19 protein-coding genes are annotated in these 15,272 nt (G+C 52.4%); 13 read left to right on the top strand and 6 right to left on the bottom strand.

The window, feature by feature from the left end; translation table 11 throughout:
- Positions 1–59: 59 nt before the first annotated feature.
- Positions 60–473, bottom strand: coding sequence for a hypothetical protein (locus VE954_RS13925; RefSeq protein ID WP_324953707.1), 414 nt, complete (start codon positions 471–473; stop codon positions 60–62).
- 293 nt (positions 474–766) lie between these two features.
- Here VE954_RS13925 and VE954_RS13920 point away from each other — a divergent pair, with 293 nt between their 5' ends.
- The gene (locus VE954_RS13920; protein ID WP_324953705.1) at positions 767–1,156 is read left to right on the top strand and encodes a DUF4189 domain-containing protein; all 390 of its coding nucleotides are present in this window, start codon (positions 767–769) and stop codon (positions 1,154–1,156) included.
- 164 nt (positions 1,157–1,320) lie between these two features.
- On the opposite strand, the gene VE954_RS13915 is transcribed toward VE954_RS13920, so the two are convergent.
- Complete coding sequence (locus tag VE954_RS13915) at positions 1,321–1,788, bottom strand: response regulator (RefSeq protein WP_324953703.1); 468 nt, start codon at positions 1,786–1,788, stop codon at positions 1,321–1,323.
- Between the two features lie 185 nt (positions 1,789–1,973).
- On the opposite strand from VE954_RS13915, the gene VE954_RS13910 reads away from it, so the two are divergent.
- From VE954_RS13910 to VE954_RS13900, 3 genes are all read left to right on the top strand, one after another.
- Positions 1,974–2,555, top strand: coding sequence for a LysM peptidoglycan-binding domain-containing protein (locus VE954_RS13910; protein WP_324953701.1), 582 nt, complete (start codon positions 1,974–1,976; stop codon positions 2,553–2,555).
- Between the two features lie 168 nt (positions 2,556–2,723).
- Positions 2,724–4,079 carry an adenylate/guanylate cyclase domain-containing protein gene (locus VE954_RS13905; RefSeq protein ID WP_324953699.1) on the top strand — a complete coding sequence of 452 codons (1,356 nt, stop codon included), beginning with the start codon at positions 2,724–2,726 and terminating at the stop codon, positions 4,077–4,079.
- An 11-nt stretch (positions 4,080–4,090) separates the two neighbouring features.
- The gene (locus VE954_RS13900) at positions 4,091–4,609 is read left to right on the top strand and encodes a hypothetical protein (RefSeq protein WP_324953697.1); all 519 of its coding nucleotides are present in this window, start codon (positions 4,091–4,093) and stop codon (positions 4,607–4,609) included.
- 16 nt (positions 4,610–4,625) lie between these two features.
- Here VE954_RS13900 and VE954_RS13895 read toward each other — a convergent pair whose 3' ends face one another.
- Positions 4,626–5,402: a hypothetical protein gene (locus VE954_RS13895; RefSeq protein WP_324953695.1), complete on the bottom strand. Its 777-nt coding sequence runs from the start codon at positions 5,400–5,402 to the stop codon at positions 4,626–4,628.
- Between the two features lie 228 nt (positions 5,403–5,630).
- Here VE954_RS13895 and VE954_RS13890 point away from each other — a divergent pair, with 228 nt between their 5' ends.
- The 4 genes from VE954_RS13890 to VE954_RS13875 are packed head-to-tail and all read left to right on the top strand — an operon-like array spanning position 5,631 to position 9,753.
- Entirely contained in the window at positions 5,631–6,365 is a 735-nt protein-coding gene (locus VE954_RS13890; RefSeq protein ID WP_324953693.1) for a hypothetical protein, read from the top strand.
- Entirely contained in the window at positions 6,343–7,806 is a 1,464-nt protein-coding gene (locus VE954_RS13885) for a RimK family protein (protein WP_324953691.1), read from the top strand. Before VE954_RS13890 ends, VE954_RS13885 begins: the two co-directional genes overlap by 23 nt.
- Positions 7,803–9,032, top strand: coding sequence for a carboxylate-amine ligase (locus VE954_RS13880; protein ID WP_324953689.1), 1,230 nt, complete (start codon positions 7,803–7,805; stop codon positions 9,030–9,032). Before VE954_RS13885 ends, VE954_RS13880 begins: the two co-directional genes overlap by 4 nt.
- A complete protein-coding gene (locus tag VE954_RS13875) occupies positions 9,025–9,753 on the top strand; it encodes an N-formylglutamate amidohydrolase (protein ID WP_324953687.1) in 729 nt (242 codons plus the stop codon). Before VE954_RS13880 ends, VE954_RS13875 begins: the two co-directional genes overlap by 8 nt.
- On the opposite strand, the gene VE954_RS13870 is transcribed toward VE954_RS13875, so the two are convergent.
- Positions 9,750–10,097: a hypothetical protein gene (locus VE954_RS13870; protein WP_324953685.1), complete on the bottom strand. Its 348-nt coding sequence runs from the start codon at positions 10,095–10,097 to the stop codon at positions 9,750–9,752. The two genes, VE954_RS13875 and VE954_RS13870, sit on opposite strands and share 4 nt — an antisense overlap.
- Before the next feature lie 345 nt (positions 10,098–10,442).
- On the opposite strand from VE954_RS13870, the gene VE954_RS13865 reads away from it, so the two are divergent.
- The 5 genes from VE954_RS13865 to VE954_RS13845 all read left to right on the top strand — a co-directional run bounded on the left by VE954_RS13865 (position 10,443) and on the right by VE954_RS13845 (position 13,607).
- The gene (locus tag VE954_RS13865; RefSeq protein ID WP_324953683.1) at positions 10,443–10,805 is read left to right on the top strand and encodes an EF-hand domain-containing protein; all 363 of its coding nucleotides are present in this window, start codon (positions 10,443–10,445) and stop codon (positions 10,803–10,805) included.
- Between the two features lie 105 nt (positions 10,806–10,910).
- Positions 10,911–11,384, top strand: a complete 474-nt coding sequence (locus tag VE954_RS13860) for a hypothetical protein (protein ID WP_324953681.1) — start codon at positions 10,911–10,913, stop codon at positions 11,382–11,384.
- Between the two features lie 123 nt (positions 11,385–11,507).
- Positions 11,508–12,080 (top strand): hypothetical protein, encoded by a 573-nt coding sequence (locus VE954_RS13855; RefSeq protein ID WP_324953678.1) that lies wholly within the window; start codon positions 11,508–11,510, stop codon positions 12,078–12,080.
- A 157-nt stretch (positions 12,081–12,237) separates the two neighbouring features.
- Positions 12,238–13,065 (top strand): TIGR02147 family protein, encoded by an 828-nt coding sequence (locus VE954_RS13850; protein ID WP_324953676.1) that lies wholly within the window; start codon positions 12,238–12,240, stop codon positions 13,063–13,065.
- A gap of 17 nt (positions 13,066–13,082) precedes the next feature.
- Positions 13,083–13,607 (top strand): hypothetical protein, encoded by a 525-nt coding sequence (locus VE954_RS13845; protein ID WP_324953674.1) that lies wholly within the window; start codon positions 13,083–13,085, stop codon positions 13,605–13,607.
- Positions 13,608–13,611: 4 nt separating this feature from the next.
- On the opposite strand, the gene VE954_RS13840 is transcribed toward VE954_RS13845, so the two are convergent.
- Together VE954_RS13840 and VE954_RS13835 are read right to left on the bottom strand one after the other, a co-directional pair.
- Entirely contained in the window at positions 13,612–14,352 is a 741-nt protein-coding gene (locus tag VE954_RS13840) for an SDR family oxidoreductase (RefSeq protein ID WP_324953672.1), read from the bottom strand.
- A gap of 37 nt (positions 14,353–14,389) precedes the next feature.
- Complete coding sequence (locus tag VE954_RS13835; RefSeq protein WP_324953670.1) at positions 14,390–15,214, bottom strand: GIY-YIG nuclease family protein; 825 nt, start codon at positions 15,212–15,214, stop codon at positions 14,390–14,392.
- Positions 15,215–15,272 lie beyond the last annotated feature (58 nt).

Raw genomic sequence — 15,272 nt, 5'->3', positions numbered from 1 at the left:
GGCAAACCTCTGTCCGAGTCGAAGGCTTATCGCTCTGGAAAAGCCTTCGAACCACCTGGTTAGCGCGCTGGAGCGTCAGGACGGTTGGGACCTTTCAGAAAGAATTCCTTGATGACGCCACCATTGGGATCCAGGACCTCAATCAAAAAGTAGCGGGCCGTGTCGGTGACATGCAGAATTCTAGCCTGGGCTGGCAGTCGCCTCTCTGTGGGGCTAAAATCGTCCAGTACGACTTCACCGCGAAAGAGGCCGGAACTATCCTGATGGAAACCCGCCCAAATGAATTTTTGATTGGTGAGTCCGGCAATCTCGGCTAGGTCCAGCCGCAGATAGAATTCGCTGGTGGAATCCCAAATCCCAGCTTCCGTTGCCTGTTCGAACACCTGCGCCCGTTGTCCCATGGCGAGGGCCTGACTGCCGTGGAGAGAAAGAGCCAGTAAACCTGTCGTGACAAGAGATAGAGAAAGCCTCATCGTTCAACTCCTTTGTGATCATAAGCTGTCACCACGGTTTATAATCAACAGTTGAACACGTGTATATCAATTTGCGATCGCTCCTTATTTCGCCTCAGTCAGTGGTGCCAGCCTTTAGATGCTAACCCCCTTCGATGAAGGCAGTGGAATGAATTCCTGATCAACAAGCGTGATTATATGCAGCTTAATATTTTGTTGCTTCGTTGCAATCAGATATCAAAAAAAGCGTTGCTAGGTTGCCTTATGAAAGCTGCATTTCACAAATGTTCTTGAGTAAAAAAGGAAAAAAATCCATGTTGAAAAAAACGATAGCAAATGCACTTATTGGTTTCTCATCCGCCATGGCGATGGCTGCATTCGCCCCAAGCGCTCTGGCGACGGAATACTCCGTGATCGCATTTTCCTACTCGACTGGAAACGTTGGAATATCAAACCATATGCCTTCTCTTCAGGATGCGACTGACCTGGCGGTGTATCGCTGCCATGCAGAAGACTGCCAGGGGGTTACTTATGTGGTCAATGGACAGTGTCAGGCCATCGCTGCTTCCAATGACAATCGTCTGGTGTGGTGGGCGCATACAGAGTCCGGCAATGAAGCTGGAGCCTGGGCTGCGGCATTGAATGAGTGCGTTCAAGGCGCTGGTGGTCAGGGCTGTAGCGTACGCGCCAGTTCCTGCCTCTGACAGGGATCGCAGCGAAAGAGGTAGTATTGACGTTGCTTGATAAAAAAGTTTGAAACGTGCGAGAGACAAAGCTAAGAATTCTTCTCTGTCCGAATTATGATCCGTAGACGTCGTCTGCGGATTTTTGATTCCCGGCTGCCTCTCAATTTCAGTGATTCGTCTGCCTAGTAATCACGGCCTGCGTCTTCTTTTTCCGTGATGAGGCTTTCTTTTTCCACATCAACCTTGAAGGGTTGATGCAGGCAGTCCCGATGATGGTCATGCCGCTCGGCGGCATTCAGCGCCGCCGCCAAAATTTTGAAATTGATCGGCTTGTTTAACCTCGTCGCGCAGCAGTCACCCAGGGCGATCTGCTCGCGGTCGACGGCCCTTCTGGAAGCCGAGGTAAAGACCACAGGTATGTGAATGGAATGACTCCGGCACCACTTCAGCAAATCCAAACCATCCATTTCCGGCATCTGAAAATCAGTGATGATGAGATCAATGGGATTTGTTTTCAGTATGTCGATGGCCTGCTTGCCACTTTCTGCCAGGACGGGCTGAAGGCCTCGCAGGGTGATCCATGCGCTGAGTAAAGCGCGAAAGTCCTCGGCGTCATCAACAATGAGGATTCTTTTCAGTTGATGGAACATCACGTTCCCTCCTTCCCATAGATTCACTTATGCCGCCTGACCATGACGGTCAAGTTGATCTTGCTGGATCTGCGTCAACTTCATCTGAGAAAATGGCTTAGTTCCTATTTCCGAAAGCCAGGCATGCGTCCTGCATAACGGAATGACCATCGCCTGGACGATGATACAACCGAAGGAGAGTATATATGGGCCTTTTTGATTTCATCAAAGATCAGCTGGGGCAGAACGATAAGGAAACCGATAACGCCAAAATGCAGCAGGATCTGCTCGCGGCTGTGAATAAGGCTGGTTTATCGATTCAAAATTTTCAACTCAAGTACGAGAAAGGCCTTGCCACTCTGAGTGGCGTGGCACTGACGCAAAAGGATCTGGAACTGACGCGATTGATTGTCGGCAATCATCGAGGTGTGGACAAGGTCAATGATGATGGCCTGCGTGTCGCGCCCTACGCGGCGGGACACACCGTGCCTGAAACGCCTTTAGTCCTTGCACCCAACCAGCAGAAGCCAGGAGCCACGGCTACGCCTCCCATGGCATCCACGGCTCCAGGAGCACCTGCTCAGCCATCCACGATGGTGACGGTGAAGACAGGTGATACACTGTCGAAGATCGCCAAGGAATATCTGGGCAGCGCCAATCGTTATGCTGAAATTTTTGAGGCCAACCGGCCGATGCTGAAGGATCCTGATGAAATTTTTCCAGGTCAGGTCCTGCGCATTCCTCCGGAGCTGAAACCTCGGTCTTCCCAGGCGCAAACCCACGTCTGATCGGCGTTTCAAACCGACAGAATTCTGCGAGCACGGTCCACGGATGTTGGGCCTATGCCGCAGATTTCAGCATTTCCCCTCGCCTTCCTTACTTTTCGATCATTTTGCTCAAGAAAACCTTTGAGTTCCTGCATCAGCTGACCGATCCAGGATGCTGGAGGTCGCGCTATGCCTATTCCTTTCTGGTTGGCTCCCAAAGTGGTTCGGAATACGGGTTCACCGGAAATCCTGCGAGCCTGGTTCCAGCATGAAAATGACTTTTGCCGGCGCCAGCTGGCGACCACTTTTTTAGGTGTGGGTGTGCTCATTCTGGGTTTCATCCCACTCGATATGCATCTTGGGGATGTGAATCCCGGGTTGACCTACGCGCTTCTGCTACGCGGAATTCCCTCGTTCCTCTTCCTGCTCGGCTTTCTGTATCTGCGCTTCGGCTACCGGTTTTCGGGCGAGCAGGGCTTTTTGATTCCCAAGGTTTATGGAATCGCGTTGGTCGGCATCATGACGGCTTTGCAGTATAGTTATGCGGCTGATTTTCACGACCGCGCGCGTTTTTATCCACCCTTGATCGCCGCCTTTGCTGTGTTTACATTGCGCGTGGACTGGTTCGAAGCGATCCTGATCTTTGCCATGCAGGTCTGGGTCTGGCTCCTCTTTTCCGAATGGAATGCCAATCTCATCGTGCGGGATGTCAATTATCAGCTTTTTGGTTGTGTGCTCGCCCTCCTGTTTCAACGGCGGATTGCTTATGAAGCGGCGAATTTTGTGAGCGAAGAAAAGCGCAAGATCATTGAACGTGAGAATGCCATGCTGCGACAGAAAAGGACGTCGATGCTGCTGCAGCGGTTTCTGCCTCCTGCTGTGACGCGCGATATCATTCAGGGCGGTTTTGATTTCAATGCCCGTCCGAAAAGAATGACGGTCACCATGGTGTTCTGTGATATCGCTGATTTTACCAGGCTCTCCGAGCATGTTCCGCTCGAAGGTCTTGGCGAGTTTCTGAATCGCTATTTCGCGGCGATGACCGAAGTCACGTTTGCTCACGGCGGCATGATTGATAAATTCATCGGTGACGGTGTGCTGGCCATTTTTGGTTTTCCGGGTGAACTCTCTCCCGCGGAGCAGGCTCAAAAAGCAGCGCAATGCGCCCGTGAAATGCTGGAGGTTCTGCCTTCCGCCCAGAAGAATATTTGTGCTGAACTCGAGGCGTGGTCGGTCAAGGTTCGCATCGGCATCCATCAGGGCGAAGTCATCATTGGTGGATTTGGTGGAGAAGCCCGTACGGATTATATGGCTCTGGGAGCCACGCCGCTCATGGCTCAAAGACTCAAGGCGTCCGCACCTGAGGGTGGTATTGTCGTGTCCGAGGCTGTCGCTGAATCACTCGCCTATGCAGGCTGCGAAGATTATGGTGAACGTATGTTGCGAGGGATAGGCCCACGTCGCGTCTTTCAATTGCAGGCGGTCCCGGAGGATTCACTTCGGAGTATCGGTCGCGCGGGATTTCGCGATAAAATGGCCGCCTAAGGAGGTGGCCCATGCGCAAACTCGTTCTGACCCTCATCTGTTCCATGACACCGTCTCTGCTGCTGGCTGACGCATTCATCATACCGGCCGAAAACAAGGATGAAACGCTGAAGGCCACGATCGATCCCTTCGATCCCCAGGCCCAGCGTCTTCTGACTGCGCTTGAAAAAGGCAGTTTTGCCGAGGTCAAAGACCTCTTTTTTCCCGAGCCGGCTTTTTTGCAGCTGAAAGCCATCGCCAAACCCGCTGACTACTACAGCCAACTGGTTAAATGGTACGAACAGGACTTTGCTCGTGAGCAGGCTCGATTTAAAGGGCGCGGGCCGCTCGTCTTCAAAGCGATCAAGGGCGGGTCCTGCAAATGGAAAGCGCCACAGACGGAAGCCAACAAGATTCCCTACTGGTCCTGCTATAAGCGGAAAATCGAACTGACGGCCTCAGGACAGCCTGAAGTGCTGGAGGTTCGTGCGCTGATCAATTGGGGACGGCAATGGTATATCACACACCTTGGCCCGATTCCGAAATCCTAGGTGCGAACGGAGTGTTCTAAATTTTTAGCATCAGCGAAAGGCCGGTGGTATAACCATAGATATAGGACCGTTGATTGCGGTCCACGAAAGCCACGGATCCATACTGAGCCGATGTGAAAAGGCCAAAGGAAAATCCAGGGAGCAGATTGAACTGATAGTTGCCGGTGATCGAGAGGCGCCCTCCTGAAGCGAGGGAGTCGTTGATGATGGCATAGTTTTGTGTCGCATCGGAGCGAATGGATTTGGTGAGGTAACGGGAACGCAGTTTGCCGCCCAGAACGTGATCATAACTCATGGTGACCAGGGCCTGACCCCAGCGGTTGAAATTTCTCAGAGCGCCGCCTTCCAGAATCAGGGAGTTCATGTGAAAACTACCTTCGGTTCCGCCTGCTTTACTCAGAGAACTGCCGGAAACGCCCACATCCAAATCCTCAAGACCCAGCCCCACGACAAAGGAGCGTCCGCGAAACGGCAGAAGCGTTGAGGCCACAGTGCGAAGTTGCTTCACACTGCCGTTGGCATAGGTTCCACTGACTGGTTGCCCATCTTCATAGGCATTCGGGCTGGCGGCTTTGGTCAGAGTCCGATTCCCATTGGCTTCCAGCGTCAGTGAGCCCGTTCCATAGTTGATCGACAGCTGAAAGACCTGGGTCTGGTTGTCGCTGGTGTTTTCGTTGGGTGCCTGATTGGATCCCCATTCAAGAGAGGCACCGGTGCCCGTCGCTGGATGGGCCGATTGAGCCGCCACGCCGGAGGCTGGGACAAGCAGGATGCCGATGCAAAGACTACGCAAAGCCTACTCCCTTAGGTGATTGGGGTCTATCGATGGTGTCGGAGGAAACCCGGGAAACTTGAGATCAGTATTTTTCTGCTGGTCCCGATTTCATGCATCCGCATACAATAGCTCTTAGGGCCGGGAATTTTTGCATTTTTGCTAAAGACTGGTGTTCTCAACTTGCCCGGTTGACGTTCCGATGGGGACACAGTATTTCCAGGGTATAGGGCCGCTGGAGGGAGCTGTATGGGCAATCTGAAAGAGAAGGTCAATATCCGGAAGCAGCCGGACGACGTCACCTGTGGACCGACCTGCCTCCATTCCATCTATGAATACATGAACGACAAGGCGGCCTTGGAGACAGTGATCAAGGAAGTGCCGATGCTCGAGACCGGCGGGACCTATGCCTCACGTTTGGGAGTGCATGCTCTCAAACGGGGTTATACGGCCGAAATCTGGTCTTTCAACGTCAACATTTTCGATCCGACCTGGTTTGGGTTGCCACCCGCCCAGTTGTTTGAGAAACTAAAATTACAACGTCACGCCAAGAAGCAGAGGAAGCTTCGCACGGCCAGTGATGGTTATATGGAGTTTTTAGAGCACGGTGGAATTCTGCGCTTCGAAGACCTCACACCTGACCTTCTCGTCAACCTTCTTAGCGGGCCTCGGCCTGTGATCGCGGGGCTGAGTGCGACTTATCTTTATCAGAGTTCCCGCGAGGATCCCAAGACCTGCGAGCATAATGATATCAAAGGCCGGCCGTCGGGACACTTCGTGGTGCTGACCGGCATTGATAAGGAAACAAGGACTGTGAATATCTCGGACCCTTATTTCCCGAATAACCTTTCTGAACAGAATACCTATACGATCTCCATCAGCCGCGTGATCTGTGCGATCCTGCTTGGTGTGGTGACCTATGATGCTAACTTACTTCTCATACAGAGGAAAGACGCGCCCCATGAAGAACCTCATCGTAGTTGAATCGGTCGATGAATGGCCCAGACGTCTGGGCGACTTTGAGGTTATCAGCGATATTGATTACTTCGTGGATGAAGGCTTTCAGAATATCAAGAACTATCGAGTCTTCAATCTCTGTCGGTCCTATCGCTATCAAAGTTCCGGCTATTATGTTTCCCTTTTGGCAGCTGCCCGAGGCCACAAACCCCTTCCCTCCCTGAGCACCATTCAGGAAATGAAGACCAAGGCCTTCGTCAAGATCACTTCAGAGAACCTCGATGATTTGGTGCAGAAGTCGCTTGCTGATATCAAATCGGACAACTTCGAACTCAGCATCTACTTCGGCAAAAACATGGCGAGGAAGTACGACAAGCTGAGCAACGAACTCTATAAATATTTTGCGGCGCCGTTGATCCGAGCTAAATTCGTGAAGAAGACCAAGTGGCTGCTCAGTTCGATCGGCCCCATCAGTCTGAAGGATGTGCCGCACTCGCATCAGACCGATCTCATTGGCTTCGCGGAAACCTACTTCAAATGCGGCTCGCAAAGAAAGCAGCTGAAGTCGGCCCGTTATAGTCTGGCCATTCTGCGCAATCCCAAGGAGCAGTTTCCCCCTTCCGATGAAAAAGCGATTCAAAAGTTCATGAAGGCCGCGCGCGATATGAATATGGAGGTCGATATCATCGGCCCTGATGATCTGCGGCGGCTCGCGGAATATGATGCGCTCTTTATCAGGGAAACGACCAACGTGAATCATCACACGTTCCGTTTCGCGCAGAAGGCCAAAGCCCTCGGCCTCGTCGTCATCGATGATCCGGAGTCCATCCTGCGTTGTACCAATAAGGTGTATCTGGCCGAACTTCTCAAACGGCATAATATCCCAACGCCCAAGACCTTCATGATTCACAAGAAGAATCTGGAATCGATCATAGACAAACTGCCGGTGCCTTGCGTGCTGAAGCGCCCGGACAGCAGTTTTTCCCAGGGTGTGGAGAAGGCCGAGTCCCTGGAGGAAATTCGGGAAAAAGTCCTGACCATGCTCGAGGATTCGGATCTGATCATCGCCCAGGAATTCATGCCCACTCCATTCGATTGGCGAATCGGGATCGTGGATAATAAACCGCTCTATGCCTGCAAATACTTCATGGCCCGTAACCACTGGCAGATCTATCATACCGACAAAGCCGGTGACCTGGATTATGGGCACTCGGAGACCTTCCCCCTGGAAGAGATCTCACCCAAGCTGCGGATGCTGGCGGTCAAAACCGCTTCGGTCGTCGGCGATGGGCTTTATGGGCTCGATATCAAGGAAAAAGACGGCAAATTCTATATCATCGAGGTCAATGATAATCCCAGTATCGATGGGGGCGTCGAAGACCGTATTATCAAGAATCAGCTGTACGAAGAAATCATGCGGGTCTTTATCAAACGATTGGACCGTAAAACGAAAGGGTATACCGAGTGAGTCAGACCCTTCGGCTTTTTGAAGCCTATGGCATCGAAATGGAATACATGATCGTCGACCGCCAGACGCTGCAGGTCAAACCGATCTGCGATCAGGTGATCGAGGCCCTTTCTGGGGAAATCGTCAATGAGATCTCTCTGGGGAGGATCAACGTTTCCAATGAAATCGTCTTGCATGTCATCGAATTCAAGGGCAATGGTCCGCAGAAAGACCTCGTCCGCCTGGCGAGTTCGTTTCAGAGTGAAATTCAGCGGGTGAATAAACTCCTGGAACGATGGGACGCCTGCCTTCTGCCGACGGCCATGCACCCCATGATGGACCCCTTGAAGGAAACCAAAATCTGGCCGCATGGGCAGAACACCATTTACGAGACGTATAACCGCATTTTTGATTGCAAGGGCCATGGCTGGTCCAATCTGCAAAGCGTGCACATCAACCTGCCCTTTGCCAACGACGAGGAATTCGGCCGACTGCATGCTGCCATCCGTATCGCGTTGCCTCTGCTGCCAGGCCTGGCAGCCAGCTCACCCCTGGTGGAAGGTAAAGTTACGGGCATTCAGGATAACCGCCTGAATTTTTATTCGCAGAATCAAAAGCGGATCCCTTCGATTATCGGGTCCATCATCCCCGAGGCGGTGTTTACGCAGAAGGATTACGAAGAGAAAATTATCCGCCGCATTGAAAGTGATATCAAATCTCTCGATACCGACGAGGTCCTGGAAGGCGAATGGCTGAATTCACGCGGCGCCATTGCCCGCTTCGAACGCAACGCCATCGAGATCCGGGTGCTGGATATTCAGGAGTGCGTGGCCGCGGACTTTGCCGTGATCGGGCTGGTCGTTTCACTGGTGAAAAGCCTGGTGGATGGACGATGGATTCCGCTCGCCGAGCAAAAGGCAGTCTCTGAACAAGATCTGCAGACCACGTTCCTTGGCGCTTTACGGGAAGGCGGCGCGTTTGAAGTGAAGGATCCGTTCCTCTTACGCTGCTTCGGACAGAAAAACCCAGTGACGCTGCAGTACCTGTGGCAAAAAATCTGTACGCGTCTGACCAGCGAGGATTATCCGGTGAAGCACTTCGCAGGCGAAGCGGATGTTCTTTTGCAGAAGGGTACTCTGAGTCAGCGCATTATCAAAAGTCTGCCGGCTCAGCCACAGGCCCCGGATATTCAGAAAGCCTATCGCTCCCTGGCTGCCTGTTTGAATGATGGCACGTTCTATGGTTAGTTCCGGAGACCCACGTCACTGGACGGTGCTGATTACCTGTGAGCATGCGGGTCATAAAGTGCCCGCTGCTTTCTTGAAACGCATGAGCAAATCCCAGCAAAAGGATCTTCTCACGCACAAGGGTTGGGATCCCGGTGCCCTGGCGATGGCTCGTCAGGCGGCGACCGCTCTGGAAGCACCGCTTCATTTCACGCAGATCTCCCGCCTTTTGGTGGATTGCAATCGATCGCCCTATCATCCTCGCTGTCTCGGCCCCGCTTTTCGAGATATGGACGCGACGGAAAAGAATTTTATCCTGGCCGCCTGGTACTGGCCGCACCGGAATGCGATTGAAAAGGAAATCCTACGCAGCATTCAGGATGGAGCCTCGGTTCTGCATCTGGCCATGCATAGCTTTACGCCGGTTTTGGATGGTGACGTTCGAACTGCGGAATTGGGTTTGCTCTATGATCCAGGACGCCCCTGGGAAAAACTCTGGTCCGATGCTTTAATGAAAGAAATGCAGAGTGAGTGGCCGGACTGGAGAATGCGTCGCAACTATCCTTACCTGGGCACGGCCGATGGCCTTACGACCTGGCTTCGCAAACATTATGGACCCAATGAATATGCCGGGATCGAAGTGGAATGGAACCAGGCTTTGTTTACGAAGGATCAACCGGACGCGAAGATGAAGCGCGGTCTGGCCCGCTGCCTTCGCAATCTCTTTCTGCAGTACAGTTAAATCGCCGAACCGCCCCACTTCAGACAGAAACCGCCAAAGAGAATCAAAGCGATACCAACATAACCAATGGATGTGAGCTGCACGTTGAACAGCATCACGGGGATAGCGACGGCCATCAGCTTATACACAATTTCCCAGACGAAAACATAATGGGCAATCGCGGTATTGTCATTCAACTCGCGGGTCAAACCAATCCACAGAATATCAGCGATCACGGTACAGCCAATACCAATCGCCCAAACGGAAGAACTGGCCCGGATCTTAGGGTGATAGGTGGCATAGAGATGAATGCTATAGATCATAGCGGCGAGCACAACAACAGCAAGAGCACGGTACGACAGCATGGAACACCTCATCAGCTGCTCCCTGTTTTGCAGGTTCCATGCCCTCCCTCTTTGTAAGAGCGTAATACAAAATATTGATATTATTAATTAAAATCGTCTCGGGTGTGGCATTTCGAAAGCGGGCCTGACCAGGGTTTCGACAGCTGTGCCTGACCTCGACCGCAGGCAGAGCCCGTGGTGACATACGTCTGAGTGCACTGGCTTCCTAATAAGTGAAATTTTTTTGTCTGATTTTTTCAGCTGGCGCGTCTTTCTCTGCAATAATGGACTTGTATGAGAAGTCCTGTTCCTGTAGATGGTCACTCAGGGCAATGGCCCGTAAGTCAAGGGTTTCAGGGGAAAACTATGCACTCTTTCCACGTCATTGCCGCTCTTCTTGGTCTCATCATGTTGACCGGCGCCTGTTCGTCGGAACGGGATGAGGCAAGGCCGCTGCCGATCAGTACCACGGGCAGTGACGAGGCATTTTCCTATTATGATGTTGATCATGATTTGCTGATTTCCCCTCGCGATCTTTTGAAAGCTGAAGAACCATTTGCCGGCACGACCATCACCTCGGAAGACGCAGCCAGCCAGATTCTCGAGCAATTCGATGTCGACGGCACAGGTCGTTTGGATAGCATTGAATTCACCGGACTTCTCAACGCCAAAATTCTAGCTGGCGCCCAGCATCATCCCGAATGGACCCGCCCACGCCGGTCCCGCTAAAACTGCAGCACTTCAGCCTTTCGCAAGCAATCCCGAGCAAAGCGCCAAAACCGCTGTGTGCTAGGGTTGCGACGTCTTTGGGCTTTCATTGGAGTGACGCGATCCATGGTTAAATTGATGAATGATTTGCGAAAGTTCGTCCTGCTTGCCGCCGCTGCGACCGTTGTCAGCTGCGGTGCCCCAACGCTCACCAAAAAACGCATTGAGCTCGATCCTGAAGTCGAAGCCAAGGTTCGACAGATAAATTTGGAACGCTATGCGGGAAGCTGGCTCATGACCCTGGCCCGCGGCACCATTTATCTCGAAATCTCCGCGGATGGCTATTATATGACGGCTGACAACAAGACCAGCCAGGCTACGTTCGGGGATTTTGGAACCATTGCTCACTATAAGCCCGGCTACATGCTGCTCTATTCGGATCGTACCGAGTGTGGTGAGGATGGCACGGCCAGGCATTTGAAAATGGATCGGAACGGTGACACAATCGAAGCCACCGATTCGATCGATCGCAGCCTAACGCTGAATCTGGTCGCGGTCGATAAGCGCGACCACATCGAGACTCTGTCCTGCATACGCTAAAGTGCCGCCGTACCCCTCTGGTGTACAAAAACTTAAGCCCTGCCCCTGCGCGTTCTGTCACTCACGAATCGTTTATGCGACAAGGATTCCTGTTGACCAACTCCCAGAAGGAAAGGGAATCCTATGAAAAAGTCTCTCGCCACATTAGGTCTCACACTGGCCGCTCTCGTCCTGTCGTCCTCAGCTATGGCTCAAGGCCAGCGCTCGGGTACTCAAGGCGTAGGGCTCAATATCTACTGCGATCCGATCGACCGCATGTATACGGGTGGCAGCCCGCTCTTTAACGAAGCGACCGGCGAATTCACCAGCCGCGAAGATTACCTCGCTCAAAAACAACTGAATGCTTACTGTGATCCGATCGACCGGGTTTATGCTGGCGGCAGCCCGCTTTTCAATGAAGCCACCGGAACTTCGATCAGCCTGGAAGATTACCTGGCCACCAAGCGCTGGGCCCATGGTTTGAATCAGTATTGCGATCCGCTGGGAACGATGTACATGGGTGGCACACCCCTGTTCAACGAAGCCACTGGCCGCGCCACCTCCAAAGTGAAATATCTGGCCAGAAAGAATCTGAACATTTACTGCGATGCTCTGGGTACCGTCTATGCCGGCGGCAATCCACTGTTTGACCCCACAACCGGTCGCAGCCAATCCTTGAATGCGTACCTGGCAAGCAAGTTTGTCATCCTGAAATAATTGGCTTTTGTCGGCATACAGTCCCGGATCTCTGGGACGGTATGCCGACTGCATTTTTCAGGCTGATCAATTTGTATAGCATGGCATTGACTTAAGGCTGAACCTGGCCTACTAAGAGGGCGGAATTTCTGAGTGATCCCCTTCCTTACCGGTGTCTATGCAATCCATTGTTCACTCCATCCTCCTGTCGCATCGTGGGGTTCCCGCCTTGGAAAGGCTGATCGCCCTGAAGAAAATGGAGAATAGCGCGTATACCAAAAACTACCTGACGCGACGCGTCGGATTGAGTTCGCGCGGCTACCTCACGGATGTCTTCAAAGGCCGCAAAAAAATCAGTGCGCGGTTTGTCAGGCCCCTGGTGGCCACCCTTGACCTCGAATCTTTCGAGGCGACTTACCTTGAGAAAAAGCTTCTGCTGGAAACGGAATATGCGAAGTCCGCCGAAGTTCGCGAAGAACTGCAGGCCGAGCTCACGATTCTCGAAAAGAACTTTCGTTCGATGACGCTGGAAGTCGAGGATAACTTCGACGTCTATGCTCTGTCGCTGGTCTATCTGAGCCTTTTTCTCTTTCCGGAAAAAACCGCGGGCCATCGGGATCTGCTGAAAGTCCTGCCTATCCTGCCCGCTGCCACCATCGAGCGGTCGCTTCAGTTCCTCTTGCAAAAAAGTCTCATCGTGGAGCAGGGCCATCGCCTGACTGTGAATCCGGACAAGGATTTTTCGTTTTTGAGCGCCCAGTATAGCGCTGGTCAGGAAGCCGATTATCTCAAGAAGAGCTTTATGGAAGGTATCGAACGACTGCCTCTTTTGCGGCAGCAGCGGGATGATGTGATCTTTCATAGCTCAGTCCTGACGGTCAAACGCAGCGCCTATCGCGAATTCATTAAAAGAATCAAACAGGATTTCCGAACCTATCATGCAGAGCTGGATCACGAGAATCCAGACGCTCTGGTTCGGTTCAATGTTCAACTTTATCCCTTATAAATCCATGGAGATCGTCTATGAATATGGTGCGTCAGTGTTTATCGGTTGGTTTGGGCTTGATGATTTCGGCAACAGCGTTCGCAGCGAATAAGTCCCCTGACTGGAATCAATGGCTTTTTCATAAGCTGGTCGACCATCCTCAGTTTGAGGCGACTCTTTATACCGAGAAAGCCCTGATCTTGAGAAGGGACGACAATTTTTACGCGGCTTTTGCTGTGGTGCAGAGTGAAACCAGCTCTTTTCTGTGTGCCTATGCCGCTGCCTTTGATTCTTTGATCGGCAACGAGCCTGGGGCTTATACGTTTAAGCCCCGCTATATCTGTGATGATGCTTCGCGCCTTTCGCCTTACGATGGTCTGTTCGTGGTCAAGTATCCTGGGTGCGGTGCCGAGATTTGTGCCAACCCGGCTATCGGCGTAGGTAACCTGGATATACTCCCCGACTCTAATTTTTCGCTGGACCGACTGCCTATCCGATTGCCAGTGAAAGTCGATGCTCGCATTCGATTTGATCCATCTCTGCCTATCGCAGGTGGCTCCTAACCATTCACTCTTCGTAGATCATCTTGCGCGTCATGCCACCATCCAAGATGAAGTTCTGGCCTGTGATAAAACCTTTCTGCTGATCCACAAGCCAGTGAACAAACTCAGCCACATCCTCCGGTTCGCCGACCCGGCCGGCGGGATGTTGCTGGTGATCGCTGGGTTTTAAAGGCTCTTGCTTTTTCGTACTCGCGTCACGCGTATCAATCCATCCGGGACTGATACAGTTCACCCGCACATCAGGACCCAGACTGATCGCCAACGCGTGGGTCAGCGCCACGATTCCGCCTTTGCTGGTGGCATAGGCTTCCGTGTCCGCTTCCGACTGCAAGGCGCGCGTCGATGCAATGTTGACAATGCAGCCATGGGAAGCTTTCAGGCTTTCCACACACAGTTTGGCAAACAGGAAATAGGATGTGAGATTAGTATCCAGGATCTCACGCCATGCCTTGAGGCTGAGTTCAGTCAGCGGAACTTTTTTAAAAATACCGACGTTATTCACCAGCGCGCCGATGCCGCGCCATTCCTGGTTCATCCGATTGACAAGCCGGGTCGCCGCTTGTTCATCCGTGGCCTCGCCCTGGACGAAGAGTATGCGTCCTTCCTTTTCATAGAGCTTCAGGACTTCAGGCAAGGGATCCTTATCGATAATACCAACCCGATACTGGGCAGCCAGAAACCGTTGGCTGGTCGCCAGACCAATACCAGAGGAGGCGCCGGTGATGAGGACTGTCTTTTTTTGCATGGGTTCACCTCAGCAAATGGAAAGCTGTGAAGACGACTCAAGTCAAAGCAAGAAAAATGCCGTCGCGCTCCTCCTGAGGGATCATGGACACATCCCGACCGTGATGATTAAGCGCCACGCGCAAGCGGGAGGCTTCACTTACGAAAAAACTTCGCAGGTTTCGCAAATGAGTTTGCACCTGCTCGGCATGCCGGCGGGCTCCTGGTTTTTCCAAAAGACAGGTAAACAGGCGATTCATCACCTCGCCGGATTCGCCACGGAAAAAACTGGTCATGAGCCCACCCCATTCGGGATCCACCTGACGAAAGCAGCTGATCCGCGTGTAGGCGAGTTTGCCAAAGGCCGCGCGTTGCGAAGGATCATCGTGACCAATATAGGTGAGAAGTTCTGCCAAAGCGTCAAACGCCAGCCCTACGGTTTCCCGGGAACGAAAGGCCCCGAAGAGTTGAAAACCATGGATTTCCAGCGCTTCTGGACGGGTCGTGCAGCAGAGCACCAGCTCCCGCGGCGATGAAGGGTCCATCTTAAACCCCAGATAGGGGTAAAGAAAAGCATAGGCACCGGCGATATTAAACATCGGTCGATGCTTTTGAATCAGCTGGTTTTCGAGGAGCAAGGCTTCGGTTTCCGACGTGCAGAGCTCAAACTCGACCGTACTGGCTTTCCTTACGATCATACGCATTTTGCGCTGCGATTTTTTTGCGAGTGCAAGTCGATATTGCGAAAGACGTCGACGTAGGTTCTTGGCCTTGCCGACATAAATCGGAACGGCCTGCTCATTGCGAAAAACATAAATCCCCGCGCAATCCGGCACGGATCGAATGAAATCAGGACCCCATTTTGTGTCAAAAACCTTTTTCATGCCCTAAATTTACCGCAAACCCCAGCGAACATCCATCCCTACCTTGACCTGGTCTGGG

Origin of the sequence: Oligoflexus sp. (assembly GCF_035638955.1) — a bacterium.
Taxonomy (GTDB): domain Bacteria; phylum Bdellovibrionota_B; class Oligoflexia; order Oligoflexales; family Oligoflexaceae; genus Oligoflexus.
This window is presented reverse-complemented; position numbering and strand designations above follow the sequence as displayed.

Coding starts and splice junctions, on each gene's coding strand:
- VE954_RS13845 (WP_324953674.1), top strand. CDS start 13,083: ATGAATATGGTGCGTCAGTGTTTATCGGTTGGTTTGGGCTTGATGATT.
- VE954_RS13855 (WP_324953678.1), top strand. CDS start 11,508: ATGAAAAAGTCTCTCGCCACATTAGGTCTCACACTGGCCGCTCTCGTC.
- VE954_RS13920 (WP_324953705.1), top strand. CDS start 767: ATGTTGAAAAAAACGATAGCAAATGCACTTATTGGTTTCTCATCCGCC.
- VE954_RS13860 (WP_324953681.1), top strand. CDS start 10,911: ATGGTTAAATTGATGAATGATTTGCGAAAGTTCGTCCTGCTTGCCGCC.
- VE954_RS13885 (WP_324953691.1), top strand. CDS start 6,343: ATGAAGAACCTCATCGTAGTTGAATCGGTCGATGAATGGCCCAGACGT.
- VE954_RS13905 (WP_324953699.1), top strand. CDS start 2,724: ATGCCTATTCCTTTCTGGTTGGCTCCCAAAGTGGTTCGGAATACGGGT.
- VE954_RS13900 (WP_324953697.1), top strand. CDS start 4,091: ATGCGCAAACTCGTTCTGACCCTCATCTGTTCCATGACACCGTCTCTG.
- VE954_RS13890 (WP_324953693.1), top strand. CDS start 5,631: ATGGGCAATCTGAAAGAGAAGGTCAATATCCGGAAGCAGCCGGACGAC.
- VE954_RS13875 (WP_324953687.1), top strand. CDS start 9,025: ATGGTTAGTTCCGGAGACCCACGTCACTGGACGGTGCTGATTACCTGT.
- VE954_RS13865 (WP_324953683.1), top strand. CDS start 10,443: ATGCACTCTTTCCACGTCATTGCCGCTCTTCTTGGTCTCATCATGTTG.
- VE954_RS13850 (WP_324953676.1), top strand. CDS start 12,238: ATGCAATCCATTGTTCACTCCATCCTCCTGTCGCATCGTGGGGTTCCC.
- VE954_RS13925 (WP_324953707.1), bottom strand. CDS start 473: ATGAGGCTTTCTCTATCTCTTGTCACGACAGGTTTACTGGCTCTTTCT.
- VE954_RS13835 (WP_324953670.1), bottom strand. CDS start 15,214: ATGAAAAAGGTTTTTGACACAAAATGGGGTCCTGATTTCATTCGATCC.
- VE954_RS13840 (WP_324953672.1), bottom strand. CDS start 14,352: ATGCAAAAAAAGACAGTCCTCATCACCGGCGCCTCCTCTGGTATTGGT.
- VE954_RS13870 (WP_324953685.1), bottom strand. CDS start 10,097: ATGCTGTCGTACCGTGCTCTTGCTGTTGTTGTGCTCGCCGCTATGATC.
- VE954_RS13910 (WP_324953701.1), top strand. CDS start 1,974: ATGGGCCTTTTTGATTTCATCAAAGATCAGCTGGGGCAGAACGATAAG.
- VE954_RS13915 (WP_324953703.1), bottom strand. CDS start 1,788: ATGTTCCATCAACTGAAAAGAATCCTCATTGTTGATGACGCCGAGGAC.